The sequence below is a fragment of the Streptomyces mesophilus genome, from assembly GCF_040300965.1.
In the GTDB taxonomy this organism is placed as follows: Bacteria; Actinomycetota; Actinomycetes; order Streptomycetales; family Streptomycetaceae; genus Streptomyces; species Streptomyces mesophilus_A.
On record NZ_JBEPEW010000021.1, the window covers coordinates 58331 to 83651 of the forward strand.

Consider the following 25321-nt stretch of genomic DNA (forward strand, 5'->3'; position numbering starts at 1 on the left):
TCAGTCCTTGCGCAGCGGGTCGGCCGACTTCGCGTCGGGTGCTGCCGACTGTGTGTCGGGCTGTGTCGACTGTGCGTCGGGTGCTGCCGACTGTGTGTCGGGCTGTGTCGACTGCGCGTCGGGCTCTGGCGACTGTGCGTCGGATGCTCCGGAGCGGGCGGAAGGCACCGCTCCGAGTGAGTCGAAGCGCTTCAGCCGTTCAAGGACGGCCTCCGCCGTCGGCTGCTCCATCTCGTCCACGATCCGTCCGTCGCCCAGGAACAGCACCAGATCCGAGTGCGCCGCGGCGCCCGGATCGTGCGTGACCATGACGACGGTCTGGTCGAGTTCGTCGACGGCCTCGCGCAGGAATCCGAGCACTTCGAGCCCGGCACGCGAGTCCAGGTTCCCCGTCGGCTCGTCCGCGAAGATCAGCTCGGGGCCGTGAGGCAAGTGCTCGCGCACAGGCCACGCGCTGCTGCTGACCGCCGGACAACTGCGCCGGGCGGTGCTTGAGCCGGTCCCGAAGGCCGAGGGTGTCGATGACGCGCTCCAGCCACTCGGCATCGGGTTTGCGTCCGGCGATGTCCATCGGCAGCGTGATGTTCTCGAGCGCGTTGAGCGTCGGCAGCAGATTGAACGCCTGGAACATGAAGCCGATCCGGTCCCGGCGCGCCCGCGTCAGCTCCCGCTCCCGCAGCCCGGTGATCTCGGTGTCGCCGAGCCACACCTGCCCTGCGGACACGGAGTCGAGACCGGCCAGACAGTGCATCAGGGTCGACTTGCCCGAGCCCGAAGGCCCCATCACGGCGGTGAACCGGCCGCGCGCGATATCCACGTCGACCGCGTCGAGCGCGAGCACGGTGGTCTCGCCCGAGCCGTATGCCTTGGTCAGCCCACGGGCCCGGGCCGCGATGCGGGCCGGTTCCGCGAGGTCGGTGAGATGTGCTGCTGACGGTGTGGACAAGGCCGCCTCCCGGGCTCCAGTCCGTCCCAACTCCCGTACGAACGCCGAGAGTAGCCGTGTTCGACGGATACGCGGTATCCCTCCGAAGTCGGGCGTCGGCGACCCATGTAAGGGCCACGGGAATCCCTCGCGGGGGAGGGCGGGATTCCGCCCAGGATCCCCCTTGCCGTTGCTAGCGCTTCGGCGCTAGCTTGAAAGCATGCCGAAGACTCAGCTCAACGTCCGCGTGGACGAGGAGACCGCGAAGGCCGCCCGCGAGCGTGCCTTGGCCCGGGGGATGAGCGTCAACCGCTACATCGAGGAACTCGTGCGCCAGGACGCCGGCGAGGCGGGACGCACCTTCGTCGACTCGGCCGCCGACTTCATGAAGCAGTACGAGTCCGTGTTCACCGAGGAGTTCGGTCCGGAGCGAACCCGGCCTTGACTCTGAAAATAGATCTCGCGTGGCTGTTGATGATCGCCGAGCAGAAGACCCCCGGCGATCCCCAAGTCACCGACTGGGGCTCCCTCGTGGCCGCGGTATGCCGCCACGAGGCGGAGATATTCGGCGTCCCGGTCTACGACGACCCTCACCAACGGGCCGCCGCCCTCCTCCAGCAGCTCCTGCACATCCCGGCACTGGAGCGCTCGAACGCGATGTTCGCCTGCGCCGTCGCATACGCCTACCTCGTCGCGAGCGGCCTGAAGATGATCATCTCCGCCGAACAGGTCCGGGACCTGGCCCGGCTGGTGAAGTCGGGGGAGGCGGGGGTCTTGCGCATCGCGGATGAGCTGCGGGGGTGGAGCGGGTAGTTGGGGCGGCGGGGGCGCAGGGCGGCACCGGACGCCCTGAGGTGGCCCAGACCTGAAGGGCCTGCCGGTGCACGGGGGCCGCGCCCTGGCCGCGGCCAGGGCGCTGAGACCTCAGTCTCCGCGGCCATGGCGCTGAGACCTCAGTCGCCTTCTGCATAGATCGGCGCCGGTGACCAACTCGACGGCAGATCGTGCGGCAATTCGCCGGTGATCCGCCGTGGATAGCGGTTGTGCCACCACCGCCCCTCCCTCGTGGATGGCGAACCGTCAACCCTCCGCATGGGCAACGTTGCCGCGGCGAACCGGCGGTCCCACTCGCCCAGGAACTCTTGGCGCAGCTCGCGTACGCGTGCTGTCAGTAGCGGCCAGGCTTCGTGTAACCAGTCCCTGCAGACGAGTTCGTGGTGGTATTCCCAGATCCACTCCGTGTCGAAGCAGTCTTCGATCCCGATGACCGTCAGGCGCCACCTGGTCAGTGCCTCGTTGAGCGTGCACGTGCCGTACTTGTCGGACAGGCTCTGCATCGCGCTGTGCACGGACGCGTAGTCGTCAGCCGTCAGTTCTGGGCCGTTCACTTCGCTGTTCCCCACATGGGCACCGTAGTGGCTGGGCTGTCTCGGACGGCCACCAGGCGGCCCAGGACTTCCATGCGATGCCGCCGGTCCGGCCCAATTGCCGAGCAGATTCAGACCATGGTCAGGAGATGGTCCGTGGGACCGTAGTCGATCTTCCAGTCGGCGTAGATCCCGCAGAAGCCGTCCTTGAGGCACCGCAGGCCCACGGTCACCCACCGGACCGATCCGTCCTCGCCGAGTGAGAATGCGACCGCGGCCTCGAACTGCTCGCCTCCGCACGGGCAACCAGCCGCGCCGGGCTCGTCGTCCTCCCAGGACTCCTCGTTCCAGTACTCCTCGCTGTCCGCGATGAACGCCCGGCTGCCGCAGCCGGCACACTCCCGCGCTGCCGCGGACGTATTGACCAGCACGAAGAAAGAGCGGCTGCTGCACCCATCGCAGACCGAAGGAGCGATCATCACCGGTCGGCCGTCCTCCGCCTCCCGGAGGAACTTCGCGAGTTCGGCAGAGACGCCTGCACCCACCTGATCTTCAGCATGCACGGGCACATCGTGTCAGACGGCTGCGGTCTGGAAACCGTCGTGGCGCAAGCCACCGGGGGTGCATTCCACGGGTGCTCAGCCCCGCCACCAGTCCCCGGCCTCCACTCCGTCCTCCAGAGCCTTACGCAAGTAGTCGTCCATTCCGTTCGCCGCCCATACGCGCCCCTAAGGATCACGAACACCGGGACAGTCCGATGGGCCCCGCGAACGGCACGAGCTCGGTGTATGAGCTTCGGGCCCCGGCCGCCTTGGCGCGAGTGATCACGACCCCCTTACGGTGCCCCGCGCATCAGTCAGGCTTGTGTACCTGCCGAGCAGGCGCATACGCAGTAGGCGGCACCCCCACCGTCGTCGTGAAGTCCCGTACGAGATGGGCCTGGTCGGTGTAGCCGAGTTCGGCGGCGAGGGCCGCCCAGTCCACGGCCGCGTCCGACTCGGCGCGTTCCAGGGCCTCGTGGATGCGGTAGCGGAGGATGACCCACTTGGGGCCGACCCCCACGTACTGCGCGAAGAGCCGCTGCAGCGTCCGCAGTGACATGCCCTCGGAGCGTGCCAGGGCGCCGGCGCGCAGGACCGTGCGGTCGGCGCGGATCCGGTCCACCAGCGCCATCGCGTGATCGGCCGCCGGATCGGGGCGCGGGCCGCACGAGAGCAGGAACGCGTCCAGGGCCGCGACCCGCCCCGCGTCCTCGGTGGGTGCCAGCACCGAGTCGACCAGATCCCGCGGTAGTTCACCGAAGACGTCGGAGAGGGGCAGGCGGCGCCCCGTCCACTGCGATACGGGTGCGTCCGGAGCGAAGGGCCCGAAGCCGCCCGGCCGGAACTGCACCCCGCACACCCGCCCCGTACCTTCCAGTTTCTGTGTGAACAGGTCGAGCCCGATGCCCGCCACCTCACCGAAGCTGCGGTCGTCGAAGCGCTGGAAGACGACATTCACCGAGGGGTGCGGGACGACATGCGAGGCGAAGGGCTCCGGCAGATCCCAGTCGATCAGCCAGTAATGCTCCAGATACGGACGCAGCTCGGGCGCCGCGGGCTCATGGCGGCGGAAACGTACCCGGGACAGCAGCTCGGCCGGGTCGAGGATGCCTCGGGTGTCCCTGCGCGGAGCTGCCATGGCCGGGAGTCTAGGACTCGCGTGACGCGTTTCTACAAGAACCCGGCTGCCGGGCGGGCCTACGGTCGTCGTATGACCCAGCAGATCAGCGAACTGATGGCCGTTGCCGGTGACCGCGCGTCGGCCGTACTGGACGGAATCGAGGACGCACAGCTCGGCGCACCCACGCCCTGTGCCGAGTACGACGTGCGCGCCCTCGTGAACCATCTTCTGCACGTGGTCGTGCAGTTCCAGGCGCTCGCCGCCAAACAGCCCGCCGACTTCTCCGCGACCCCGGACTATGTCACCGAGGACCCCGAGTGGCGCAAGCGTTTCGCCGTGGAGGTGCGCCGCCTCGCGCAGGCCTGGGCCGCACCCGGTGCACTGGAGGGCCCCACCGGCATGATGGACATGCCCGCGCCCACCGTCGCGCGGATGGCGCTCGGCGACCTCGTCGTCCATCCCTGGGACCTGGCCCGGGCCACAGGCCAGGAGTACGAGCCCGACCCCGAAACGGTGGACGACGTGGCCCCGGCCTTCGCCGAACTGGCTCCCGGAGGACGGCAGATGGGTGTCTTCGGCGCACCTGTCGAGGTGGCGGAGCACGCCTCACCGCTCGACACCCTGCTCGCCCTCACCGGTCGTGACCCGCACTGGGCGCCGCGGTAGGCGGACGTCTCCCGCGAGTCGCCTCAGTCGCTCCTGCGCGCGGTGCCGATCACGCAGTACGAGGTCGGCAGCCGCAGCCTGGACGGCGGAATCAGGAAGTCACGGGACGCGGCGATCTCGAACCCCGCGTCCCGGATCGACGCGACCGGCTCGCGCGCCACGTGGCACCCGCCGAACAGGCGCGGCCACAGCGTCGCGTCGAGGCCGCGCTGGAACCCGGCCATCGCCCGGCCCTTGGGCGCCCGCCCGTGCTCGAAGAAGCGCAGCTCACCGCCAGGACGCAGCACGCGGCGGGCCTCCGCGAGGGCGCGCGGCACATCCCGCACGCTGCACAGGACGAGCGAGAAGACCGCCGCGTCGAACGCCTCGCTCTTGACCGGCAGCGCCTCCGCCGCCCCCGGCACCACATCCACCGGCACCTCGGCCCGCAGCGCCGCCGAGGCAGCCAACTGCCGCAGATGGCGCTCGGGTTCGATCGCGACGACCTCGGAGACGGCCGACGGATAGTGGGCGAAGTTCAGTCCGTTGCCCGCACCGATCTCGATGACCCGGCCGGTGAGACCGGCCAGGAGTTCCTTGCGGTGGGTCGCGATGAGTTTCTCGGCTGCGACGCTCTGCTTCTCGTAGAAGCGGGCGAAGATCGGGTGGTGGACCGCGTCCTTGGGCACTTGTCCGGAGCGTGACGGCATCTTGTCTCCTCGGCAGACTGGTGCGTTAGGACGATTCTCCCCCCGAGATTGCGGAATCCGCCCTTACGGGATTCTGCCCCTACAGGATTCTGCGCCTACGGGATTCCGCCCTTACGAGGTGACAGCCCGCCGGCCCCTAGCCGCTGACGAAACAGAACTCGTTGCCCTCCGGGTCCTCGAGCACCTGGAAGGCCCCGTACTCGTCCGTCACCACGTCGCCGACGCGGCGCGCCCCGAGCGCTTCCGCCTCGGTGGTCGCGGCGGCGAGGTCGCCCGCATTGGCATCGAGGTGCAGCCGGTTCTTCACCGTCTTCTTCTCGGGTACGCCCTGGAAGGCGATCCGGATGAACCCGGGCACATCGATGTACGACCAGTCCGGCGAGCGGTCCACGGGCTCCGCGTCGAGCAGCGCGGCCCAGAAGCGGACCAGTTGGGCGGGGTTGTGGCAGTCGAAGACGATTTCCTCGATACGTGCGCGCATGGACGCCAGCGTAGAGGTTCAGCCTTCCCGAACCCCGCCCAGACGCGGCGCGAGCCACGACGCCGCGCGCGCACGGAACACGGACGGTGCGAGCGCACCCGCTCCCTCCGGTACCGCGCCGAGCAGCGGTGCCTCGGCGACCACCGGCAGATCGGTCAGGTTGCAGCGCTCCGCGAGCCCCGGCGCGGCCGGCATGCTGCCGACCACCACACCCTCCTGGGTCAGGCCGCGCGCCCGCAGTGCCTCGCCGGTCAGGGCCGTCGAGTTGAGGGTGCCGAGCCCGGCCGGGGCGACCACCAGGACAGGAGCGCCGAGGAGCCGGGCCGCGTCGGCGAGGGTGCTGCCCGCGTCGTCGAAGCGGACGAGCAGACCGCCGGCGCCCTCGACCAGGACGAGGTCGTGTGCGGCGGCCAGTTTCGCCGCGGCCTCGGCCACCTCGGCGGGCGTCACCGGAGCCATGCCCGCGCGCCGGGCCGCGGTCGCGGGCGCCAACGGCTCGGGATAGCGGGCGAGTTCGAGGCCGGTGACCGGGCCGGCCAGACGTGTCACCTCGGCGACATCGCCCGCCTCGCCGGGCGCCACCCCGGTCTGCGCGGGCTTGAGCACGGCCACCGAGCGTCCGGTGGCGAGGGCCACCGCGGCGATCGCCGCCGTGGTGACCGTCTTGCCGATCTCCGTTCCGGTGCCCGTGACGATCAGTACCGGCATGCCGGGCCTCCTCCGACGATCAGTGCCGGCATCCCGGATCCGACGATCAGTACCGGCATCCCCGTACCTCCCGCGACGATCACCGTCTCAACGCTCTTGACCGGCATCTCAGCCCTCCCGCGCCGCCGCGACCACCGCGCGGCAGATCCGGGCGATGTCCGTATCGCCGGTGACATACGGCGGCATCGTGTAGATCAGGTCGCGGAACGGCCGCAGCCACACCCCTTCACGGACCGCCGCCCGCGTCGCCGCGCCCATGTCCACCTCGCGGTCGAGCTGGACGACACCGATCGCGCCGAGCACCCGCACATCCACCACGCCGGGCAGCCCGGCCGCCGGGGCGAGGCCCTCGCGCAGCCCGTACTCGATCCGCTTGATCTCGGCCCGCCAGTCCTGGCCGAGCAGAAGCTCGATCGAGGCGCAGGCCACCGACGCGGCCAGCGGGTTGCCCATGAAGGTCGGGCCGTGCGCGAGCACCGGCACCTCGCCACGCGAGATGCCCTCGGCGACCCGCGCCGTGCACAAGGTCGCCGCCATCGTGAGGTATCCGCCGGTCAGCGCCTTGCCCAGGCACAGCACATCCGGTGTGACACCCGCGTGAGACGCCGCGAACAGCTCGCCCGTACGACCGAAGCCCGTGGCGATCTCGTCGAACACGAGCAGCACGTCGTGCGCGTCGCACGCCTCGCGCAGCACCCGCAGATACGCGGGGGAGTGGAAGCGCATCCCGCCGGCGCCCTGCACCACCGGCTCCACGATCACCGCGGCGGTCTCGGTGGCGTGCTCGGCGATGGTGTCGCGCAGCACCTGTGCGTACGCCTCGTCGAACTCGGCCGGGGGAGCGGGCGCGAACACCTGACGGGGCAGCGCACCCGACCACAGCTCGTGCATCCCGCCCTCGGGGTCGCACACCGACATCGGATGCCAGGTGTCCCCGTGATAGCCGCCGCGCCAGGTGATCAGTCGCTGCTTCCCGGGCCGGCCGAGCGAGCGCCAGTACTGCAGGCACATCTTCTGCGCGACCTCGACCGACACCGAACCGGAGTCGGCGAGGAAGACATGCTCGAGGCCCTCCGGCGTGATGTCGACGAGCAGCTTGCTCAGGCGTACGGCGGGCTCGTGGGTGAGACCGCCGAACATCACATGGCTCATCCGGTCGAGCTGGCCGCGCGCGGCCTCGTTGAGCACCGGGTGGTTGTAGCCGTGGACGGCCGACCACCAGGACGACATCCCGTCGACCAGCTCCTCGCCGCCGGCCAGCTTCAGGCGCACTCCGTTCGCGGACTCGACCACCAGGGGCTCCTGGCGGCCGGGCATCGGACCGTAGGGGTGCCAGACGTGCCGGCGGTCGAGATCGAGGAGCTCCGCCTGCGTCAATCCGGACAGGTCAGGCATTGGGTGCGAGATCCGTTCCGGCGCCGCGACGGCGCACCGCCACCAGGTCCGTACGGGCTTCGGGGACGGCGGGGGCCTCGGGCTCGGCTTGCGGGGATCCGCAGGGTCCGCAGCCGCCACCGTGAGAGCCGCACCCGGAGGACTCGTGGGACCCGCCGCCCGAGGATTCCTCGTGGGACCCGCAGCCCGCCGACTCATGCGATCCGCACCCAGCCACCACATCGGCCCGGTGCTCGGGCAGCGTCGTGGTCCCCGCGCCCTCCACCTCGAAGCCGGCGTCCGCGATCATGTCCAGGTCGGCCTGTCCGGCCTGGCCCTCGCTGGTCAAGTAGTCGCCCAGGAAGATGGAGTTGACCAGGTGCAGGGCCAGCGGCTGCATCGTGCGCAGATGGACCTCGCGCCCGCCCGCGAGCCGCACCTCGACGTCCGGGCAGACGAAGCGCACCATCGCGAGGATCCGCAGCGCGCGCTGCGGCGTGAGGTTCCACTCCTTGGCGAGCGGGGTGCCCTCGAAGGGGATCAGGAAGTTCACCGGCACCGAGTCGGGGTCGAGCTCGCGCAGCGCGAAGACCACGTCGACCAGGTCCTCGTCGCTCTCGCCCATGCCCGCGATCAGACCTGAACAGGCCGACAGGCCCGCGGCCTGCGCCTGCTGCACGGTGTCCACCCGGTCCGCGTACGTGTGGGTGGTGGTGATCTCGCCGTACGTGCCCTCGGACGTGTTCAGGTTGTGGTTGTACGCGTCCGCGCCGGCGTCGCGCAGCCGGTCGGCCTGGCCTTCGGAGAGCAGCCCGAGACAGGCGCAGACCTCGACGCCCTCGTTCTGCTCCTTGATCGCCTCGATGGTCTTGGACACCCGGTCCACATCGCGGTCCGTGGGACCGCGCCCGCTCGCCACCAGACAGACCCGCTTGGCACCGCCCGCGACCCCGGCGGCCGCGGCCTTGGAGGCGTCTTCCGGCTTCAGCCAGGTGTACTTGAGGATCTCGGCCTTGGAGCCGAGCCGCTGCGAACAGTACGAGCAGTCCTCGGGGCACAGACCCGACTTCAGATTGACGAGGTAGTTGAGCTTCACCCGGCGCCCGAACCACTGACGGCGCACCTTGCCCGCGGCGGCGACCACGTCGAGCAGGTCGTCATCGGAGGTGGCGAGCACGGCGAGTGCCTCTTCGCGGGTCGGCAGCTCGCGCCGAAGCCCCTTGTCCACGAGCGTGTTCAGCAGGTCCATGAGTGCAGATCCTCGCTTACGCGCCCGTCCGCGGCCAAGTAGGAACCGCACAACAGTGGCCGTCCCAGGTGTGGGTATTGCCACACGCTGACCTCGGGGGAGTGCGGCTAGTGTCTGTGGACTGCCGACAAAGACGAGCGGCACTCTGCCGGACACCCGCGGCGCACCGCGCCGAGCACCCGGCAGGCACGCTCCCGAGCACCCGAGGACAGCCGGATGGACACGCCAGCGCACCCGCACGGTGACCCCTTCGCCCGGCTCGACGAGCAGGCCGAGGTGCGCCGTGCCGCCGGACTCGTCCGCACCCTGCGTCCGCGCCCGGCCGACTCCCCGCTGCTCGACCTCGCGAGCAACGACTACCTGGGCCTGACCCGCCACCCCGAGGTCGTCGAGGGTGCGGCGGCGGCCGCCCGCACCTGGGGAGCGGGCGCCACGGGCTCCCGGCTCGTGACGGGGACGACCGAACTGCACGCGGAACTGGAGCGCGAGCTCGCCGAGTTCTGCGGCTTCGAGTCGGCTCTCGTGCTGTCCTCCGGATACGCGGCCAACCTCGCCGCCGTCACCGCGCTCGCCCCGCACGGCACGTTGATCGTCTCGGACGCCGGCAACCACGCCTCCCTGATCGACGGCTGCCGGCTCGCCCGCGGCACCACCGCCGTCGCCGCGCACAACGACCCCGAAGCCGTACGCAAGTCGCTCGGCACCCATCACGGTCCTGCCCTCGCGGTCACCGACTCGGTCTTCTCGGTCGACGGCGACCGCGCCCCACTGGCCGAACTGGCCGCCGTATGCCGGGAGTCCGGCGCCGGACTGCTCCTGGACGACGCGCACGGGCTCGGGGTGCTCGGCGACGGGGGCCAAGGAGCCGCGTACGCGGCGGGGCTCGCGGGCGCTCCCGACGTGGTGGCCACGGTGACCCTGTCCAAGTCCCTTGGCAGCCAGGGCGGCGCCGTGCTCGGGCCCGCGAGGGTCATCGAGCACCTGGTGAACACCGCCCGCACCTTCATCTTCGACACGGGCCTCGCACCGGCCGCCGCCGGCGGCGCCCTCGCGGCGCTGCGGCTGCTGCGCCGCGAGCCCGCACGGGCGGCGCGCGCCCGCGAAGTCGCCACCGCACTGCACACGGGACTCACCCAGGCAGGCCTCGAGGCCGTACGTCCCGACGCGGCGGTGGTCTCCGTACGGGCCCCTTCGCCGGACGAGGCGGTCGCCTGGGCGGCCGACTGCCGGGCCGCGGGCCTCGTCGTCGGCTGCTTCCGGCCGCCGTCGGTGCCGGACGGCATCTCACGGCTCCGGCTCACCGCCCGCGCCGACCTCACGGACGCCCAAATCGCAGACGCGGTACGGACGATCGTCCGTACCGCGCCGTGATGCTGTTCGGTTGTCCCCTGCCTTAGAGCTCCTCGCCTCGGACGGCGTCGAGGAAGGCGTTCCAGGCCGAGGGTGCGAAGAGCAGAGCGGGTCCTGCCGTGTCCTTGGAATCGCGGACGGCCAGCAGGCCCGACAGCGAGCCCGTACGGAGCGGCGCTGTCTCCACGCAGTTGTTCATCCCGGTGCTGCGGCTGCTGCGCCGCCACCGGACTTGGTGCTCGACTCTGTTCAGGGCGGTACTGGAGAGAACGTTCCGAGGCAGTGCAGTCATCGTGCCTCCTTACGTGCCCTCACCGATCCCGGTGAGGTATTCCAGGCTGTCCTCGGTCGAAAGGGCCTGTTCCTGAAGGGAGTTGAACGCTTCGCTGTAGGCCTTCAGGTCTTCTTTCCGCTCCAGATAGAGGCTACTCGTCAAATGGTCGAGAACAACCACATCCAGATCAGCAATGTTCGGGAAGGAAAAAATCAGAAAGGGTCCGGTGAGGCCGACGTGGCCCCCCGCGGCAAAGGGGAGTACCTGGAGTGACACATGGGGCAGCCGTGCCACTTCCGCCAGACGCCGCAACTGGCGCCCCATGACTCCGTATCCACCCACCGGCCTGCGCAGCACCGCCTCGTCGATCACGGCGCTCAGCTCCAGCGGCGGCTCGCCGCGCAGCACGTCCTGGCGTGCGAGGCGCACCTGCACCAGCTCGTCGACCTGCCCCTCCGGCAGCCCGTCGAGCGCGGCCCGGGTCACCGCTCGGGCGTACTCGGGCGTCTGGAGGAGGCCGGGCACGACCGCGGTCTCCAAGGTGCGCACCCGGCAGGCCTGCGACTCGAGAGAGATGAAATCGCGGTACTCGGGCGGCAGCAGGCCCTTGTACGCATGCCACCACTGGTGGCGCGCGGCCCCCTCACCGTCCGCGCCCGCCAACGCTTCGAACAGCGCCCGCAGTTGGGGATCCCGTACGTCATAGGTGTCGAGCAGCACACCCACGTCCGCCGGCTTGGCATTGCTGGCGCCGGTCTCTATTCGGCTCACCTTCGACTGGTGCCAGCCGACGAGCTGCGCCACCTCGCCACTGGTGAGTCCCGCACGGTCGCGCAGCGCCCGCAACTCGGCACCGAGTTTGCGGCGCCGCACTGCCGGCCCGTACTTCATCCCCGGCTCCTTCCGGTCGGCGACGAGGGCGCACCGTCGCGTACGGCGCAGCCCTGAGGTCGATGGGTCAGTCTCGCTCCCAAATACGTTCTTCCGTAGCAGAGTTCACCGCTTCGAGCGACAGATATATGCATATCTTGGGGGATCGGCACGCGTTGGCGCTTTGGTAGTGGCAGTCTGGCGCGAAGCATCAGTCCGGGGCTCTCCGTGATTCAGGTGATTCGTTCATTCCGGCCAGTCTTGCGCCGGGAGTTCGGCCCCGGTGGGAAAGGGACAACGTCGCCATGGCAGATCACCAGGAAGCATCCGTCACGCTGCCGAGCGACCCCGCCTCGGTGTCCGCGGCGCGGAACTATGTGCTCCATGTGCTCTCGGAGTGGGGGCTGCCGGGTGACGCCGAAGTGGCCGACACCGTCCGCCTGATCGTCTCCGAACTGGCCACCAATGCCGTCCAGCACACCTTCGGCCAGTCGCCCACCTTCACGGTGGACGTGGAGCTGGAACGCGACGAGCAGCTGCGCATCGGGGTGACCGACAGCCACCCCCGCTTCCCCAAGCGGCTGCCCGCCGCGGTCCAGCAGGACAACGGGCGGGGCATGGTCATCATCCGCTGGCTCACGGCCGAGTGCGGCGGACGCCTGTCGGTCAACGCGACGGCGGAGGGCGGCAAGACGGTGTGGATCGAGCTGCCGTGGACCGTGCCGGTGCAGAGCTGAGCGGCTCTCCCCGGCAGGACGTACGGGAGATACTTCAGGACGTACGGGAGAAGCAGGTCAGGACGTACGGGGAGTGACCAGGCCGGACTCGTAGGCGAGGACCACGAGTTGGGCGCGGTCCCGGGCATGGAGCTTGGTCATGGCCCGGTTGATATGCGTCTTCGCGGTCAGTGGGCTGATCACCATGTGGTCGGCGATCTCGTCATTGGAAAGCCCCTGCGCGGCCAGCGCGACCGCCTCCCGCTCACGGCCGGTCAGCTCGTCGAGACCGCCGCCGACCGCCGCGGGCAGCGGCTGGGTGACGAAGCGGTGGATCAGCTTGCGGGTGATGGTGGGCGCGAGCAGCGCGTCACCGCGGGCCGCCACCCGTACCGAATGCAGCAGATCCTCCGGCAGGATGTCCTTGACCAGGAACCCCGCGGCACCCGCACGCAGTGCGTCGAGCACGTACTCGTCCATGCCGTAGTTGGTCAGGATCACCACGTGCACCGCGGCGAGCGCCGGATCCGCGGCGATCCGCCGGGTGGCCTCGATTCCGTCGACCACCGGCATCTGGATGTCGATCAGCACGACATCGGGCAGATGCCGCCGTACGAGCTCCAGGCCCTCCTGACCGTCGGAGGCCTCGGCCACCACCTCGATGTCGTCCTCGAGAGCGAGCAGCGCGCGGAAACCGCTGCGGATCAACGGCTGGTCGTCGACGAGCAGCACTCGGATCGAGCTCATCACGCACGCTCCACGGGGAGTTCGGCCTGGACGGAGAAGCCGCGCTCGGCCCGCGGCTCGGCCCGCAGCCGGCCGCCGAGCGCGGTGATGCGTTCGCGCATCCCGAGCAGTCCGAGGCCGGGCTCGGGGGGTGTGTCGGGGTTCGCCTTGCCGTCGTCGTCGACCCGGACGACCAGAGTGCCGGGACGGTGCTCGACGCGGACGGTGGCGGTGGACGCGGAGGCATGCCGGACGACGTTCGTCAGCGCCTCCTGCACGATCCGGTACGCGGTACGGCCGACCGCCGCGGGCAGTTCGCCGCGCTGTCCTTCGACCGTCAGCGTCACCTCGAGCCCGCCGCGGCAGGCCCGTTCCACCAACTCCTCGATGTGGTCGATGCCCCGGGGCGGCGCGGTGTCGTCGTCGCGCAGCGCCTCCAAGGTGGCGCGCAGCTCCCGGGTCGCCTCGCGGCCGGCCTCCTGGATGGCGAGGAGCGCCTCGGAGACCTCCTCGCCGCGACGCCGCGCCACATGCACGGCTACCTCGGACTGGATCTTGATGATCGAGATCTGATGGGTGAGCGAGTCGTGCAACTCCCGCGCGATGTGCAGCCGTTCCTCATCCGCACGCCGCTGCGCGGCCTCCTCACGGCTGCGCTCCGCCTCCTCGGCACGCCGCTCCGCCTGCCGCAGCGCCTCACCCGCGGCGAACGCGGCGATCAGCCAGGCGGCTTCGAGTGTGCCACGGGCCTGGGCGAGCGCCTCGCGCGCGGGCCCGTCGTGGAAGGCGAGAGCCGACAGATGCAGGACGAGAACGAGGGAGACCGACCCGATCACCGTGAGGAGGTGATGGCCGGCCCGCACCGCGCAGTACACCGCGACGAGATAGGCGACGGACAGGACGTCGAATCCGGCGGCCTGATACCCGACCGCGCACAGCCCGGTGACGGCCAGCGTCACGAGCGGCGCCCGCCGGCGCGCGACCAGTGCGAGACCGCCGGCCGCGAGCAGCGCGTAGCCGACGAGACCCGCGCCCCCGTCGGGGGCGGGGCCGGCCAGGCCCGTCCCCACCAGGAGAGCCGCCACGGCGACGGCGACCAGCCAGTCCATGGCATCCGGGGGGACACGCAGACGTCCAGTGTCCATGCGCGCACCCTAGCCCGGCGCGCCCGGCCGCCGAGTCGTGCCCGTGAAGGAGCGGACGGCTACCACGAACGCGGTATCCCCGGCGGATCTGCCACATGCGCGGTAGCCGGGTGCACCGCAGGCAGCAGCGCGAAGTGTCTGCGTCTGCGGGACGACCGGGAGCGGGCCGAGCGGCACTCTCGAATCACACCACCCGGCGATCGAGCCGGAGACGAAGGAGGAGTCATGAACGCAGCGCAGACCCTGATCGCGGCGGCCGAAGGCGGAGTCATCGGTGACGGTCGCACAGGTGCCAACCTGGCCCTCGGAGTGGGCCTGTTGGGCGTGGTACTCGGCTGGCTGGCCCTGTCCCGCTTCGGCGGCCGCATCCGCTTCGGCAACGTACGGACCGGTGCCGTCTCGGCGATCGCCGTGGGACTCACCGGAGCGTTCCTCGCCGTACTGCACCTCGCCACCTCCGAGGGCGGCCCCGGTACGGGCAACGGTCAGGTCGGTGCGATCGTGGCCATCCCGCTGGGTCTCGTCGCCATGGCCTTCGGCGCACGCGTCCTGACCCGCACCCGCGGCGGTGCCCAGGCCCGGCAGTGAGGCCGATGCGACGCGATCGAGGCCGTGCTCCGCCAATCCGGCGGAGCACGGCCTCGTCGTGCTGTCCGCCCGCCCCTACTGGATGCGCCGGTACCTCAGCGCATCTCACGCCGCCCCGGTCCGCCCGAACGCCCCCCGCAGCAGCGCCCGTAGTGTCCCTGCGGCCGCATCCGTCTCCTCCGCGCGGTACACCACCGAGATGGTCCGCCTCAGGGTCGAGGGTTCAAGTCGCCGTACACCCACAGGAGTCGACGCCATCCGCGCCACCATCTCGGGCACGACCGCCACCCCGAGCCCCGCACTGGCCAGGGCGCAGACGACGGCGTACTCCGGGGTCTCCATCACCACCGAGGGCACCGCCCCGGCCGCCGCGAGGGCCGCCTCCACACCGCGCCGCCTGGGATGGTCCGGTGCCATGGAGATCAGCGGCTGCCCGGTGAGCTCGGTGAGCGGCAGCCGGTCCGCCCCGGCCGCGAGCACATGCCCCGGCGCGGTGACGAGGACCAGCTCCTCGACGAGCAGCACCTCCGCCCGTACGGAACGAGGCAGCGGCTCCGGATCGGCCGGCTCATAGGTGTGCGTCAGGGCCAGGTCCACCTCACCGTCGGCCACCGCAGACACCCCGGCCGGGGGCTCGTAGTGCGCGACGGCCAGTTCCACATCGGGATGCGCCCGCCGGAACGCACTGAGCGCCGGCGGCAGCAGATGGATCCCCGCCGAGGGAAAGGTCCCGATCCGCAGTCGTCCGCCTGACAGGCCGGACAACTGTGCCAGTTCGAGCCGCGCCCGGTCCAGCTCGTCCAGGACCCGTCGCGCCCGCGCGACCAGGAGCTCACCGGCAGCCGTCAGACGTGCGCCGCGGTGATGCCGTACGAGCAGCGTGGCACCCGCCTCCCGCTCCAGCTTGGCGAGCTGCTGGGAGAGCGCGGGAGCGGTGTAGCCGAGGCGCTGAGCGGCCCGGGTGATCGAACCCGCCTCCGATACGGCGACGAGGGCGGCCAGGCGGGTGGGGTCGTACATGAGGCAAGCCTAAAGCAGCGCTTAAGGCAGACCCTGAAGATTGCAAGTACCTGTTGAAGGCTGAACGGCGGCAGGCTGAACGCCATGGATGCCACGCTGCTCGCCTTCACCCTGCTCGCCGCGGGTCTCGTCGCCCTGCCCGGAGCGGACTTCGCCGTGGTCGTACGCGGCGCTCTCGCCTCCCGCAGAGCCGGGCTCGCCTGTGCCTTCGGTATCGCCGCAGGGCTGCTGCTGCACACGGTGCTCGCGGTGGCGGGTGTCGCGGCGGTCCTGGCGACCCTGCCGACGCTCTTCCGCGCCCTGCAGCTGGTCGGCGCCGCCTATGTGCTGTACCTGGGCATCCAGGCCCTGAACTCGCTGCGGCGCCCCCGCGCCGACTCCTCCGGCGAGGCGGTCACGTCTCCCGGACTCACCGCCACGGCGGCCCTGCGTCAGGGGTTTCTCACCAACGCCCTCAACCCGAAGGCGTCGATCACCTTCCTGAGCATCCTGCCGCAGTTCGTCCCCGACCAGGGTTCCGCGCTGCCGCGCACCCTGCTGCTCGCGACGATCGTGGTGGTCCTGGCACTGCTCTGGTTCCCGCTGGTCGCGCTGCTCGTCGACCGTCTCGGCCGGCTCCTGCGCCGGCCACGGGCCGCGCGCGCCGTCGAGGCCGCCACCGGGATCGCTCTGACGGCGCTCGGACTCGGGCTGCTCATCGCGCCGTTGGCGGCCTGACGGTCTGCCTCCCCGATGCGGGGAGGCAGACCTCATCTGCTCAACTCGGCCAGGCGGTGCGGCTGTTCAGCGCACCCGCCCGTACCACACGCTCCTGGTCCAGATCTTCTCCAGACGCACCTTCGAACCGGGCTTCGGGGAGTGCCAGATGCGGCCCTTCCCGGCGTATATGCCGACGTGGTAGACATTCCGGCCCGAGTGGAAGAACACCAGGTCGCCGTGCTTGCGCTGGCTCGACCTGATGTGCTTGGTCTTGTTGTACTGGGCCGCCGCCGTGCGTGGCAGCTTCTTGCCCGCGCGCTTGTACGAGTAGAGCGTCAGCCCGGAGCAGTCGAAGCGGCGTGGTCCGGTGGCTCCGTACTTGTACGGCGACCCCTTCTTCGACGCGGCGATCTGTACGGCCTTGGTGGCCACTGTCGCGGCCTCGGACTCGCTTGCTGCTCCTGGTACGAGAACGGTGCCGCCGACAACAGCGAGCGTGAGCGCCGAAGCGCTCCCGGCCCGCGTGATCAGAGACGGAACACGATGACGCGCAGTCATGCGCAACCCTTCGTCAGCCGCCTGTGAAGGATGACCTGTCGGATTCGGGCCAACGAAGATGCCCGGCCGCCTTCCCGTCACGGCTCGACTGCCGCGCCGGTCCGGCGACTTCACCCCAAGGGGCCGTGAGCCTGTCGTGGCGACAGGTCCCGATACCCCGTACTGCCTGGGTCCTCCACTCCTGCCGAACCACCGATGTCGACCTGGCATCCGGGCGGCGGCAGGACTCAGCGTCCGCCCGGACCGCCCCGCCGCTGCGGCGGGGGCTTGTCGTCGGAAGGGATCTTCACGCACGGCACGGTCGATTTCCGAGTAGAAACGGCTGTTTGTGAGGCTCCTCACGGCTGACCTGTTCGGGTGGACAAGGGTTGGTTACGCGCAGAGATCGGCGCCCCGACGACGCTCGTACCAGCGGCGGAATGAGTCATTCCGGCTCGCGCGTACAGGTCTGGCGCAACATTTCTCGTACATCTGACGCCGGCCTGATTACGCCATCAGGGGGAGCGCGATTGGCCTAGCAGATGGCGCCCGCAGACGCCTCTCAACCCCGCGAGCAGACATCCCTCAACTCCCGGAAGCAGGCGCCTCCTCAGCCGGCGGCTGCGAGCGCCGGCTCAGCCCACGGAAGCGGGCGGCACCGAGACCCGCTCGCTGCGCCGTTCGCCGTCGAGCGTCCGCAGCGCCCGCGCGAGGGTCTGCGCATGCACCTCGTTCTCACCCCGGCGGTGCATTGCCTCCAGCGCCTCGCGCAGCTGCACCGCCTTCGTGACCAGGGCCTGGGCGGCGCGCAGACCGCTGTAGGTGTCGCGCCCGCGCGCGGGGTTGATCCGGCCGAGCAGATCGACGACTTCCAGATAGCGGTCGATCAACTCGCCCTCGGCGCGTGTCAACGCGGGCAGCGGCGGCGGTTCGGGCGGCCACATCGAAGCCTCACCGGCCTTCGTCGGCGAGGGACTTACGGCTCGGCACGATCCGGTCGACCAGTCCGTAGGCGAGAGCCTCGGACGCGTCGAGGACCTTGTCGCGCTCGATGTCGGCGGACACCACGTCACGGGACCGGCCGGTGTGCCGCGCGAGCATCTCCTCGAACAGGGCTCGGGTGCGCAGGAGTTCATCGGCCTGGATGGCCAGATCGCTGGTCTGCCCCTCGACGGGCTCGGTGAACCGGGGCTGCTGCAACAGCACCCGCGCCCCGGGCAGTGCCGCCCGCTTCCCCGGCGTACCGGCCGCGAGCAGCACCGCCGCCGAGGACACGGCCTGGCCCAGACAGACGGTCTCCACGTCACAGGAGACGAAGCGGATCGTGTCGTAGACGGCGCTCATCGCACTGAACGAGCCCCCTGGGGAGTTGATGTAGAGCGAGATGTCCCGGTCGGGCGCCGCGTGCTCCAGATACATGAACTGCGCCATCACGTCATTGGCCGAGGTGTCGTCGACGGCCGTCCCGAGAAAGACGATCCGCTCCTCGAGCAACTTCGCGTAGGGGTCCTGGGTGCGCACCCCCTGACTGGTCCGCTCGGTGAACTCCGGCAGTACGTAGCGGGCTGTCGGACTCTTCCGGTTCATGGCATGCCTCCGCTCAGAGGGCGGCGCGGGAGGGCCACCCCTCACGCCGTTCTGTAAAAAATGTACAGGACGTACGTGACGTTAGAATGGGGTCATGGCCTACGAGATTCCGGTGACGCAAGCCCGGGCAGAGCTCGCCGACCTCATCAACCGTGTGGTGTACGGGGGCGAGCGCGTCGTCGTCACCCGGCACGGCAAGCCGCTCGTCGCGCTGGTCTCGGCCGAGGATCTGGCGCAGCTGGAGGCGCTGTCGGCGCCCGAGGAGGAGCCGGTGATCAGTGCGGTGTCACGCGTCGCGTCCGCGGCGCCGGCGACCGCGGCGGAGCAGCAGCGTTTCGGGATCGCCGCCGAGCATCGGGGGCACGGGGCGTCTTAGCAGGTCACCTGCCGCACCCAAGGGGCATGGGCGACTTGGCGATTCACCCGCCACATCCACCGCAGCCACCACCACAGCTGCTGCCGCAGCTGTCACCGCCCGCGCTGCCGCAGCCCCCGCCACTGGCGGCGGTGGAACCGCCGGCCGTTCCGGCGCCGGCCTGCTTCGCCCGGCTCGCGCGCTGCGCCCGGGACCGGGCAAGGTCGTCCCGGATGCGGTCGGACCGGGCGGCGTCCTCGCGGACCTTCTCGCGTCGTGCGCGTTCATGGGCGGTGCCGTCGACCGGCTGCCACGGCCCCAGGCCGTGGCGGAGGTGCGGGAGCAGGGCGGCGGCGGTGACGCCCAGGTTCATCTGGCCCGTGTCCTGGCGGGCGTCGTAGACGAGGGTGGCGTACGCGACGACGATCTCGGCGCCCTCGTACACGGGTCCGTAGAGGACCGCTTCGAACGGCTCCGTGGACGGGTCGATGCTGTGGTGTCCGTCGCCGAGCCCGTAGGAGGCGCTGCTGCCGAGCAGTTGCGCGGGCCGGCAGGTGTCCCGTTTCCCCGGGACGTACGAGATCAGCGGTTGCCCGGCAGGGGTGCGGGCGTCGGGGTGGATCCAGTGGCGGCCGTCGGGTGTGATGCGGATGCCGACGCGCAGCGCGGGGTGCTCTTCCTCTTCGTGCAGACGTTGCGCGGCCCGGTACGCGGTCACGCCCCGCCCGTGGAGCGTGCTGCCGAGGAGAAGGAACAACAGGGCGGCGGTCTGCTGGCCCACGGCGTCATAGCCGTCCCCCGACAAGTCCTTGACCAGTCCTTCGATCAGGAGACCCGCGGCGATGAGACAGAACACGAGCCCGGCGTAGAACAGCGCGTGTCCGCGATAGCCGTCCGAGTCGGGTGCCCGCGCGGGCAGAGGGAAGCGCCGCCGCCCGGCCGCCGCGAGGAACAGGTCGCGCTGCCTGCGGCGGGCCCGCAGGCGTAGGCAGCTTCCGGTCAGAGCCCAGGCGCAGACGGTGAGTACGAGCAGATACCCGGTCCGTTCGGTGCCGCCGTCCGACGAGGCGAGCGAGAATCCCGCGTCCACGGCGACCACCGCAGCGGCCACCCCTGCCGGTACCGGCAGATACCGGTACCAGAGCGGCAGGGCTGCCAGGAGCACCGCTCCGGGATACCGCAGCCAGTCCGTTCCGGCGTCCGCGCCACCGTGCCAGGCGACGGACGAGGACGTGAACGCCGACGTCAGCACGTACGACACCACCACCACGAGCGCAGCGCCCCAACTCCCCGCGGCAGGCGCGAAGACGGCCGGGGCCCGGGCCGTCCGCCACCGCTCGGCGTCGGCCACGCTCCAGGTGCCGATCCCGCCCTCGGGTAGCGCCGCGACGGGCAGCTGCTTCACACACTCGCCCGGCCTGTGTCCACGCATCGCCAGATCCCCCGGCTTCCCCCGCGCGCCTCCGGTCCAGGCGCCCCGGCGCCAGTGTTCCCGCCCCGGTCACCGGGCAACCCCCCTCGCCTCGCATAAGGAACCGTGCCTCGCCTCGCAAAACGGGACCGTGCACCCTCGTCCGCTACGTCGAGGGTGCACGGCCGTACTTGGGGAAGGGGAGTCGGGTGCATCTGCCGGCCCCGCATGGGAACCGAGCTCAACCAGCCTCGGCGGCACGGGCGTTGGGGGCAGGGCAATCGGCCCCGAGGGTCAGCCGACCGGTGCGGGCTGGGGTGCGTTCGCCGGCGGAGCGTCGCTGCCGACCGCGGCCGGACGCCTGCGCGCCCCGCCGATCAGCACAAGGACCAGTCCGACCAGCGCCCACACACCGAGCGTGATCGCAGGACCTGTGGCGCCCGCTCCGTCGAAGAACGACACGGACCGCAGCAGTGACCCGCCCGCACCCGGCGGCAGCAACTGGCCGATGATCCCGGCCGGTTGGGGGAGCAGCTCGGGCGCGGAGGCGACGCCGGAGAACGGGTTGCCGATGAGGACCACGAGCAGCGCGCCGATCCCGATACCCGGCGTGCCGATCAGCGACGCGAGCCCGGCGATGACCGCACTCACCGCGAGGGTCGACAGGGCCAGCACACCCGCCTCCGTCCACCAGTCCCCGCTCAGCGCGCCGAGCCAGCTGTGCGCGAGGGCCGCCGCGACGATCCCGACCAGGGCTGCCGCTCCGACCAGGCCGACCACTGCCCGTACTCCTCGAAGACCCAGCACCGTGACCAGGGCGCCGGCTGCCACACCCGCGATGGCCAGCGGCAGCACGCTGGCGTTGAGCACGCCGCCGCGCGGATCGTCGGCGGGAGCCGCGACCACGTCGTCGGTCGGGATCTGTGCGCCCTCGGGTGCTCCGGCCGTGGCCGCCTGCTGGAGCAGCTGGGCGACGAGCGGGCTGGCCGCGGTCGCCGTCAGGAGCTTGGGTCCCTGCTCGGTGACGACGATCGCTCCGTATACGGTCCGGTCCTCGATCGCGTCCCGTGCGGCGGCCTCGTCGGCGTAGCGGTGGATCTCGAACGCGCCGTCGCGCTGGGCGAGTTGCCGCTCGACCTGGCTCACGGCCTGCGTCGGACCGGCGAGGCCCAGGGGCAGATCGCGAGGGGCCGTGCGCGAGGCCGGCCAGGCGAACGCCCACAACGCGAGCGCCACGATGACGGGCACCAGGACGATCACGGCGACGAGCTTGCGGGGACCCGCGCCTGCTGTCGGTGTAGCGGATGACATGACGTGCTCCTCGGCTTGAGGGGCGCCTCCGAGGGCGCCGATTTATAGAGAAGGATCGTTCGTTTTAAGGTGAGGCCACTGTCCCGCCGACGCGTTGTCTTGTCAAGAAGGAATGTTCGTTTTACCTTGACCGCATGGCTCGCGTATCCCAGGAACACCTCGACGCCCGCCGCCGGCAGATCATCGTCGGCGCCCGGCGCTGCTTCGCGCGCAACGGCTTCCATGCCACATCCATGCAGGACGTGCTCAAGGAGGTCGGCCTCTCCGCCGGCGCCGTCTACCGCTACTTCAGCGGCAAGGAGGAGCTGATCGAGGCCATCGTCGAGGAGGCCTTTGCGACGATCCGCGGGGCCTTCGCGGAGGCCGCCGAGCAGAGCCCGCCGCCCATGCCGGACGAACTGCTCATGTTCGTGCTGCGCCGGGTGATCGAGGGGCAGCCCGGCGGCGAGGACGAGCCGTTCGCCCAACTCGTGCTCCAGGTCTGGGCGGAGACCCTGCGCAACGACCGGCTCGGCGACAACCTGCGCGGCGGGGTGGCTGATATGCGCGCACTGTGGGCCGGCGTCGTCAAGGAGTACCAGGAGCAGGGGCTGATGGCCACGGACGTCGACCCGGACCATGTGGCGCGCACGCTGATGGCGCTCGCGATGGGCTTCCTCGCCCAGCAGGGGTTGTTCGGCGATGTGGCCGTGGAGCAGCTCGGCGGCGGGCTGCGGGCGATCATGCGTATGGAGGTTCCCAACCCCAGTTAACGCGGAGGAAAAACTTCGGCATTAGCGTGCAATCTCTTCCCGCGGAGCGGAAAAGCCCAGGTCAACAAAGTGTTGAACGGGGCTAAGGTCCGGAGCGCTCGGCTCAGGCAAGAGGACAGTGAGGTGCACGCGTGCAACTGACCCCGCATGAACAGGAACGGCTGCTCATCCATGTGGCCGCCGATGTGGCGGCCAAGCGTCGCGCACGCGGTGTGAAGCTCAACCACCCCGAGAGCATTGCCCTGATCACCTCCCATGTCCTGGAGGGCGCCCGCGACGGGAGAACCGTCGCCGAGCTGATGAACTCGGGGCGCAAGGTCCTCACGCGGGCCGAGGTCATGGAAGGCGTCCCCGAGATGCTCCATGACGTACAGGTCGAGGCGACCTTCCCCGACGGGACCAAGCTGGTCACCGTGCACGAGCCGATCGTCTGAAGGGGGAGTCCTGCCGTGATCCCCGGAGAGATCCTGTACGCCGACGACCTCGTGGCCCTGAACGCGGGCCTCGACATCACCCGGCTCACCGTCCTCAACGCCGCCGACCGCCCGGTCCAGGTCGGCTCCCACTACCACTTCGCCGAGGCGAACCCCGGTCTGGAGTTCGACCGTTCGGCCGCGCACGGCAAACGCCTCAACATCGCCGCCGGCACCGCGGTGCGCTTCGAGCCGGGCATCCCGGCCGAGGTGGAACTCATACCCCTGAAGGGCCTGCGGCAGGTGCCCGGGCTGCGCGGCGAGACGGCGGGAGCGCTCGATGCCTGAACTGACACGTGCCGCCTACGCCGATCTCTTCGGCCCCACCACCGGCGACCGCATCCGCCTCGCGGACACCGATCTGCTGATCGAGATCGAGGAGGACCGCGCGGGCGGACCCGGACGCGCAGGTGACGAGGCGGTGTTCGGCGGCGGCAAGGTCATCCGCGAGTCGATGGGCCAGTCCCGTGTGACGCGGGCCGAGGGTGCACCGGACACCGTCATCACGGGCGCGGTGATCCTCGACCACTGGGGCATCGTCAAGGCCGACATCGGTATACGGGACGGCCGGATCACCGGCATCGGCAAGGCCGGCAACCCGGACACCATGGACGGCGTGCACCCGGACCTGGTCATCGGCCCCGAGACCGAGATCATCGCGGGCAACGGCAAGATCGTCACGGCGGGCGCCATCGACGCCCACGTCCACTTCATCTCGCCGACCCTCTTCGACTCCGCGCTCGCCGGCGGCATCACCACCCTCGTCGGCGGCGGCACCGGACCGGCCGAGGGCACCAAGGCGACCACGATCACACCGGGTTCCTGGCATCTGGAGCGGATGTTCCAGGCGCTCGACTCCACGCCGCTCAACATCGGCCTGCTCGGCAAGGGCAACACGATGTCGCGCGAGGCCATGCACGCCCAACTGCGCGGCGGAGCACTCGGCTTCAAGATCCACGAGGACTGGGGTGCCACCCCGGCCGTCATCGATGCCTGTCTGTCCGTATGCGAGGAGACCGGCGCTCAGCTGGCGATCCACACGGACACGCTGAACGAGGCCGGTTTCGTGGCCGATACGCTCGCCGCGATCGCGGGGCGCTCCATCCACGCGTACCACACGGAAGGCGCGGGCGGCGGGCACGCACCCGACATCATCACCGTGGTCTCCGAGCCCAACGTCCTGCCGAGCTCGACCAATCCGACCCGCCCGCACACCGTCAACACCGTCGAGGAACACCTCGACATGCTGATGGTCTGCCACCACCTCAACCCGTCCGTCCCCGAGGACCTCGCCTTCGCCGAGTCGCGGATCAGGCCCTCGACGATCGCGGCCGAGGACATCCTGCACGACCTGGGCGCGATCTCGATCATCTCCTCGGACTCGCAGGCGATGGGCCGGATCGGCGAAGTGGTGCTGCGCACCTGGCAGACCGCGCACGTGATGAAGAAGCGGCGCGGCCTCCTGCCCGGCGATGTACGCGCGGACAACCACCGGGCCCGTCGCTATGTCGCCAAATACACGATCAACCCTGCCGTGGCACAGGGACTCGACCATGAGATCGGCTCCGTCGAGAGCGGCAAGCTCGCGGACCTCGTGCTGTGGGACCCGGCGTTCTTCGGGGTGAAGCCGCAGCTCGTCATCAAGGGCGGGCAGATCGCGTACGCGCAGATGGGGGACTCCAACGCCTCCATTCCCACTCCGCAGCCGGTCCTCCCGCGTCCGATGTTCGGGGCGCTCGGGAAGGCGCCGGGCATGGGTTCGTTCAACTTCGTGGCGCAGGCCGCACTGGACGACGGGCTGCCCGAACGCCTCGGTCTGGACAAGCGGTTCACGGCGATCGGCTCCACCCGGGGCATCACCAAGGCCGATATGCGGGAGAACGACGCCCGGCCCGATGTCCGCGTGGACCCGGACAGCTTCGCCGTCACCGTCGACGGAGAACTGGTCGAGCCCGATCCGGCCACCGAACTGCCCATGGCTCAGCGGTACTTCCTGTTCTGACCGCTGCCGCTTCCCGGCCGGTGTCGCCGCGCTCCTTCGAGGAGTACGTCCATGAGTACGCGAGGAGCACGTCCGTGAGTACGCGAGGAGTACATCCATGAGCAGAGCCGCATTGCTCGTCCTGGCCGACGGGCGCTTCCCCGCGGGCGGGCACGCCCACTCCGGGGGAGCCGAGGAGGCGGTCAAAGCCGGGCGGATCACTGACGCCGCCACGCTCGAGGCGTTCTGTCACGGCCGGCTGCACACCGCGGGCCTGGTCGCGGCGGGGCTCGCCGCCGCGGCCGCCCACGGTATGGACCCGCTCGACCTCGATGCGGCGGCCGACGCCCGTACGCCCTCGGCCGCCCTGCGCACGGCGGGCCGCAAGCTCGGCCGGCAGCTCCT

Annotated in this window: 31 protein-coding genes and 1 pseudogene; 13 read left to right on the forward strand and 19 right to left on the reverse strand. The window is 70.5% G+C overall.

Annotation, left to right across the window (positions count from 1 at the left end; translation table 11 throughout):
- Positions 1-946 (reverse strand): annotated as a pseudogene (locus ABT367_RS10970) (ABC transporter ATP-binding protein).
- Positions 947-1145: 199 nt separating this feature from the next.
- On the opposite strand from ABT367_RS10970, the gene ABT367_RS10975 reads away from it, so the two are divergent.
- Positions 1146-1370 carry a toxin-antitoxin system HicB family antitoxin gene (locus tag ABT367_RS10975; protein ID WP_352251793.1) on the forward strand — a complete coding sequence of 75 codons (225 nt, stop codon included), beginning with the start codon at positions 1146-1148 and terminating at the stop codon, positions 1368-1370.
- Positions 1367-1738, forward strand: a complete 372-nt coding sequence (locus ABT367_RS10980; protein ID WP_352251795.1) for a fic family toxin-antitoxin system, toxin component — start codon at positions 1367-1369, stop codon at positions 1736-1738. The genes ABT367_RS10975 and ABT367_RS10980 overlap by 4 nt, the downstream gene beginning before the upstream one ends.
- Before the next feature lie 140 nt (positions 1739-1878).
- Here ABT367_RS10980 and ABT367_RS10985 read toward each other — a convergent pair whose 3' ends face one another.
- The 3 genes from ABT367_RS10985 to ABT367_RS10995 form a co-directional block, all read right to left on the reverse strand.
- Positions 1879-2328, reverse strand: a complete 450-nt coding sequence (locus tag ABT367_RS10985; protein ID WP_352251797.1) for a hypothetical protein — start codon at positions 2326-2328, stop codon at positions 1879-1881.
- Between the two features lie 95 nt (positions 2329-2423).
- Complete coding sequence (locus tag ABT367_RS10990) at positions 2424-2855, reverse strand: hypothetical protein (RefSeq protein ID WP_352251799.1); 432 nt, start codon at positions 2853-2855, stop codon at positions 2424-2426.
- Positions 2856-3144: 289 nt separating this feature from the next.
- Positions 3145-3972 carry an AraC family transcriptional regulator gene (locus tag ABT367_RS10995; protein WP_352251801.1) on the reverse strand — a complete coding sequence of 276 codons (828 nt, stop codon included), beginning with the start codon at positions 3970-3972 and terminating at the stop codon, positions 3145-3147.
- 72 nt (positions 3973-4044) lie between these two features.
- Here ABT367_RS10995 and ABT367_RS11000 point away from each other — a divergent pair, with 72 nt between their 5' ends.
- Positions 4045-4620: a TIGR03086 family metal-binding protein gene (locus ABT367_RS11000; RefSeq protein ID WP_352251803.1), complete on the forward strand. Its 576-nt coding sequence runs from the start codon at positions 4045-4047 to the stop codon at positions 4618-4620.
- A gap of 23 nt (positions 4621-4643) precedes the next feature.
- Here the strand turns inward: ABT367_RS11000 and ABT367_RS11005 are convergent, their stop codons facing one another.
- The 5 genes from ABT367_RS11005 to bioB all read right to left on the reverse strand — a co-directional run bounded on the left by ABT367_RS11005 (position 4644) and on the right by bioB (position 9121).
- On the reverse strand, positions 4644-5309 hold the full coding sequence (locus tag ABT367_RS11005; RefSeq protein WP_352251805.1) for a class I SAM-dependent methyltransferase: 666 nt from the start codon (positions 5307-5309) through the stop codon (positions 4644-4646).
- 136 nt (positions 5310-5445) lie between these two features.
- Positions 5446-5790, reverse strand: a complete 345-nt coding sequence (locus ABT367_RS11010) for a VOC family protein (protein ID WP_352251807.1) — start codon at positions 5788-5790, stop codon at positions 5446-5448.
- Positions 5791-5808: 18 nt separating this feature from the next.
- Entirely contained in the window at positions 5809-6498 is a 690-nt protein-coding gene (gene bioD, locus ABT367_RS11015; RefSeq protein ID WP_352251809.1) for a dethiobiotin synthase, read from the reverse strand.
- Positions 6499-6606: 108 nt separating this feature from the next.
- Complete coding sequence (locus tag ABT367_RS11020; protein WP_352251811.1) at positions 6607-7893, reverse strand: adenosylmethionine--8-amino-7-oxononanoate transaminase; 1287 nt, start codon at positions 7891-7893, stop codon at positions 6607-6609.
- On the reverse strand, positions 7886-9121 hold the full coding sequence (bioB, locus tag ABT367_RS11025; RefSeq protein ID WP_352251813.1) for a biotin synthase BioB: 1236 nt from the start codon (positions 9119-9121) through the stop codon (positions 7886-7888). Before bioB ends, ABT367_RS11020 begins: the two co-directional genes overlap by 8 nt.
- A gap of 216 nt (positions 9122-9337) precedes the next feature.
- Here bioB and ABT367_RS11030 point away from each other — a divergent pair, with 216 nt between their 5' ends.
- Entirely contained in the window at positions 9338-10492 is a 1155-nt protein-coding gene (locus ABT367_RS11030) for an 8-amino-7-oxononanoate synthase (RefSeq protein WP_352251815.1), read from the forward strand.
- Positions 10493-10514: 22 nt separating this feature from the next.
- On the opposite strand, the gene ABT367_RS11035 is transcribed toward ABT367_RS11030, so the two are convergent.
- A complete protein-coding gene (locus tag ABT367_RS11035) occupies positions 10515-10763 on the reverse strand; it encodes a DUF397 domain-containing protein (protein WP_352251817.1) in 249 nt (82 codons plus the stop codon).
- Between the two features lie 9 nt (positions 10764-10772).
- Positions 10773-11636, reverse strand: a complete 864-nt coding sequence (locus ABT367_RS11040) for a helix-turn-helix domain-containing protein (protein WP_352251819.1) — start codon at positions 11634-11636, stop codon at positions 10773-10775.
- 284 nt (positions 11637-11920) lie between these two features.
- On the opposite strand from ABT367_RS11040, the gene ABT367_RS11045 reads away from it, so the two are divergent.
- Entirely contained in the window at positions 11921-12352 is a 432-nt protein-coding gene (locus tag ABT367_RS11045) for an ATP-binding protein (protein ID WP_165334030.1), read from the forward strand.
- A 57-nt stretch (positions 12353-12409) separates the two neighbouring features.
- Here ABT367_RS11045 and ABT367_RS11050 read toward each other — a convergent pair whose 3' ends face one another.
- Complete coding sequence (locus tag ABT367_RS11050; protein ID WP_352251821.1) at positions 12410-13078, reverse strand: response regulator transcription factor; 669 nt, start codon at positions 13076-13078, stop codon at positions 12410-12412.
- Positions 13078-14202, reverse strand: coding sequence for a sensor histidine kinase (locus tag ABT367_RS11055; RefSeq protein ID WP_352251823.1), 1125 nt, complete (start codon positions 14200-14202; stop codon positions 13078-13080). The genes ABT367_RS11050 and ABT367_RS11055 overlap by 1 nt, the downstream gene beginning before the upstream one ends.
- 225 nt (positions 14203-14427) lie before the next feature.
- On the opposite strand from ABT367_RS11055, the gene ABT367_RS11060 reads away from it, so the two are divergent.
- Positions 14428-14790, forward strand: a complete 363-nt coding sequence (locus tag ABT367_RS11060) for a DUF6223 family protein (protein ID WP_352251825.1) — start codon at positions 14428-14430, stop codon at positions 14788-14790.
- Positions 14791-14895: 105 nt separating this feature from the next.
- On the opposite strand, the gene ABT367_RS11065 is transcribed toward ABT367_RS11060, so the two are convergent.
- Entirely contained in the window at positions 14896-15810 is a 915-nt protein-coding gene (locus ABT367_RS11065; protein ID WP_352251827.1) for a LysR family transcriptional regulator, read from the reverse strand.
- 84 nt (positions 15811-15894) lie between these two features.
- Between ABT367_RS11065 and ABT367_RS11070 the strand changes: the two genes are divergently transcribed.
- Positions 15895-16527: a LysE family translocator gene (locus ABT367_RS11070; protein ID WP_352251829.1), complete on the forward strand. Its 633-nt coding sequence runs from the start codon at positions 15895-15897 to the stop codon at positions 16525-16527.
- A gap of 66 nt (positions 16528-16593) precedes the next feature.
- Here the strand turns inward: ABT367_RS11070 and ABT367_RS11075 are convergent, their stop codons facing one another.
- The 3 genes from ABT367_RS11075 to ABT367_RS11085 form a co-directional block, all read right to left on the reverse strand.
- Positions 16594-17067, reverse strand: coding sequence for a C40 family peptidase (locus ABT367_RS11075; RefSeq protein ID WP_352251831.1), 474 nt, complete (start codon positions 17065-17067; stop codon positions 16594-16596).
- A 614-nt stretch (positions 17068-17681) separates the two neighbouring features.
- Complete coding sequence (locus ABT367_RS11080) at positions 17682-17990, reverse strand: hypothetical protein (RefSeq protein WP_352251833.1); 309 nt, start codon at positions 17988-17990, stop codon at positions 17682-17684.
- A gap of 7 nt (positions 17991-17997) precedes the next feature.
- Positions 17998-18633 (reverse strand): ATP-dependent Clp protease proteolytic subunit, encoded by a 636-nt coding sequence (locus ABT367_RS11085; protein ID WP_352251835.1) that lies wholly within the window; start codon positions 18631-18633, stop codon positions 17998-18000.
- A gap of 94 nt (positions 18634-18727) precedes the next feature.
- On the opposite strand from ABT367_RS11085, the gene ABT367_RS11090 reads away from it, so the two are divergent.
- Entirely contained in the window at positions 18728-19009 is a 282-nt protein-coding gene (locus tag ABT367_RS11090; protein WP_352251837.1) for a type II toxin-antitoxin system Phd/YefM family antitoxin, read from the forward strand.
- A gap of 43 nt (positions 19010-19052) precedes the next feature.
- On the opposite strand, the gene ABT367_RS11095 is transcribed toward ABT367_RS11090, so the two are convergent.
- A complete protein-coding gene (locus ABT367_RS11095) occupies positions 19053-20420 on the reverse strand; it encodes a hypothetical protein (protein WP_352251839.1) in 1368 nt (455 codons plus the stop codon).
- A 273-nt stretch (positions 20421-20693) separates the two neighbouring features.
- Positions 20694-21710 carry an ABC transporter permease gene (locus ABT367_RS11100; RefSeq protein ID WP_352251841.1) on the reverse strand — a complete coding sequence of 339 codons (1017 nt, stop codon included), beginning with the start codon at positions 21708-21710 and terminating at the stop codon, positions 20694-20696.
- A 134-nt stretch (positions 21711-21844) separates the two neighbouring features.
- Here ABT367_RS11100 and ABT367_RS11105 point away from each other — a divergent pair, with 134 nt between their 5' ends.
- The 5 genes from ABT367_RS11105 to ABT367_RS11125 form a co-directional block, all read left to right on the forward strand.
- Complete coding sequence (locus tag ABT367_RS11105) at positions 21845-22462, forward strand: TetR/AcrR family transcriptional regulator (protein WP_352251843.1); 618 nt, start codon at positions 21845-21847, stop codon at positions 22460-22462.
- A 131-nt stretch (positions 22463-22593) separates the two neighbouring features.
- Entirely contained in the window at positions 22594-22896 is a 303-nt protein-coding gene (locus ABT367_RS11110; protein WP_352251845.1) for an urease subunit gamma, read from the forward strand.
- A gap of 15 nt (positions 22897-22911) precedes the next feature.
- Positions 22912-23223 carry an urease subunit beta gene (locus ABT367_RS11115; RefSeq protein WP_352251847.1) on the forward strand — a complete coding sequence of 104 codons (312 nt, stop codon included), beginning with the start codon at positions 22912-22914 and terminating at the stop codon, positions 23221-23223.
- Positions 23216-24937 (forward strand): urease subunit alpha, encoded by a 1722-nt coding sequence (locus ABT367_RS11120; protein ID WP_352251849.1) that lies wholly within the window; start codon positions 23216-23218, stop codon positions 24935-24937. The genes ABT367_RS11115 and ABT367_RS11120 overlap by 8 nt, the downstream gene beginning before the upstream one ends.
- Before the next feature lie 97 nt (positions 24938-25034).
- Positions 25035-25321 (forward strand): urease accessory UreF family protein (locus ABT367_RS11125; RefSeq protein ID WP_352251851.1); only part of this gene is annotated, 287 nt, incomplete at its 3' end.

Coding starts and splice junctions, on each gene's coding strand:
- ABT367_RS10975 (WP_352251793.1), top strand. CDS start 1,146: ATGCCGAAGACTCAGCTCAACGTCCGCGTGGACGAGGAGACCGCGAAG.
- ABT367_RS10995 (WP_352251801.1), bottom strand. CDS start 3,972: ATGGCAGCTCCGCGCAGGGACACCCGAGGCATCCTCGACCCGGCCGAG.
- ABT367_RS11000 (WP_352251803.1), top strand. CDS start 4,045: ATGACCCAGCAGATCAGCGAACTGATGGCCGTTGCCGGTGACCGCGCG.
- ABT367_RS11005 (WP_352251805.1), bottom strand. CDS start 5,309: ATGCCGTCACGCTCCGGACAAGTGCCCAAGGACGCGGTCCACCACCCG.
- ABT367_RS11010 (WP_352251807.1), bottom strand. CDS start 5,790: ATGCGCGCACGTATCGAGGAAATCGTCTTCGACTGCCACAACCCCGCC.
- bioD (WP_352251809.1), bottom strand. CDS start 6,498: ATGCCGGTACTGATCGTCACGGGCACCGGAACGGAGATCGGCAAGACG.
- ABT367_RS11020 (WP_352251811.1), bottom strand. CDS start 7,893: ATGCCTGACCTGTCCGGATTGACGCAGGCGGAGCTCCTCGATCTCGAC.
- bioB (WP_352251813.1), bottom strand. CDS start 9,121: ATGGACCTGCTGAACACGCTCGTGGACAAGGGGCTTCGGCGCGAGCTG.
- ABT367_RS11030 (WP_352251815.1), top strand. CDS start 9,338: ATGGACACGCCAGCGCACCCGCACGGTGACCCCTTCGCCCGGCTCGAC.
- ABT367_RS11035 (WP_352251817.1), bottom strand. CDS start 10,763: ATGACTGCACTGCCTCGGAACGTTCTCTCCAGTACCGCCCTGAACAGA.
- ABT367_RS11040 (WP_352251819.1), bottom strand. CDS start 11,636: ATGAAGTACGGGCCGGCAGTGCGGCGCCGCAAACTCGGTGCCGAGTTG.
- ABT367_RS11045 (WP_165334030.1), top strand. CDS start 11,921: ATGGCAGATCACCAGGAAGCATCCGTCACGCTGCCGAGCGACCCCGCC.
- ABT367_RS11050 (WP_352251821.1), bottom strand. CDS start 13,078: ATGAGCTCGATCCGAGTGCTGCTCGTCGACGACCAGCCGTTGATCCGC.
- ABT367_RS11055 (WP_352251823.1), bottom strand. CDS start 14,202: ATGGACACTGGACGTCTGCGTGTCCCCCCGGATGCCATGGACTGGCTG.
- ABT367_RS11060 (WP_352251825.1), top strand. CDS start 14,428: ATGAACGCAGCGCAGACCCTGATCGCGGCGGCCGAAGGCGGAGTCATC.
- ABT367_RS11065 (WP_352251827.1), bottom strand. CDS start 15,810: ATGTACGACCCCACCCGCCTGGCCGCCCTCGTCGCCGTATCGGAGGCG.
- ABT367_RS11070 (WP_352251829.1), top strand. CDS start 15,895: ATGGATGCCACGCTGCTCGCCTTCACCCTGCTCGCCGCGGGTCTCGTC.
- ABT367_RS11075 (WP_352251831.1), bottom strand. CDS start 17,067: ATGACTGCGCGTCATCGTGTTCCGTCTCTGATCACGCGGGCCGGGAGC.
- ABT367_RS11080 (WP_352251833.1), bottom strand. CDS start 17,990: ATGTGGCCGCCCGAACCGCCGCCGCTGCCCGCGTTGACACGCGCCGAG.
- ABT367_RS11085 (WP_352251835.1), bottom strand. CDS start 18,633: ATGAACCGGAAGAGTCCGACAGCCCGCTACGTACTGCCGGAGTTCACC.
- ABT367_RS11090 (WP_352251837.1), top strand. CDS start 18,728: ATGGCCTACGAGATTCCGGTGACGCAAGCCCGGGCAGAGCTCGCCGAC.
- ABT367_RS11095 (WP_352251839.1), bottom strand. CDS start 20,420: ATGCGTGGACACAGGCCGGGCGAGTGTGTGAAGCAGCTGCCCGTCGCG.
- ABT367_RS11100 (WP_352251841.1), bottom strand. CDS start 21,710: ATGTCATCCGCTACACCGACAGCAGGCGCGGGTCCCCGCAAGCTCGTC.
- ABT367_RS11105 (WP_352251843.1), top strand. CDS start 21,845: ATGGCTCGCGTATCCCAGGAACACCTCGACGCCCGCCGCCGGCAGATC.
- ABT367_RS11120 (WP_352251849.1), top strand. CDS start 23,216: ATGCCTGAACTGACACGTGCCGCCTACGCCGATCTCTTCGGCCCCACC.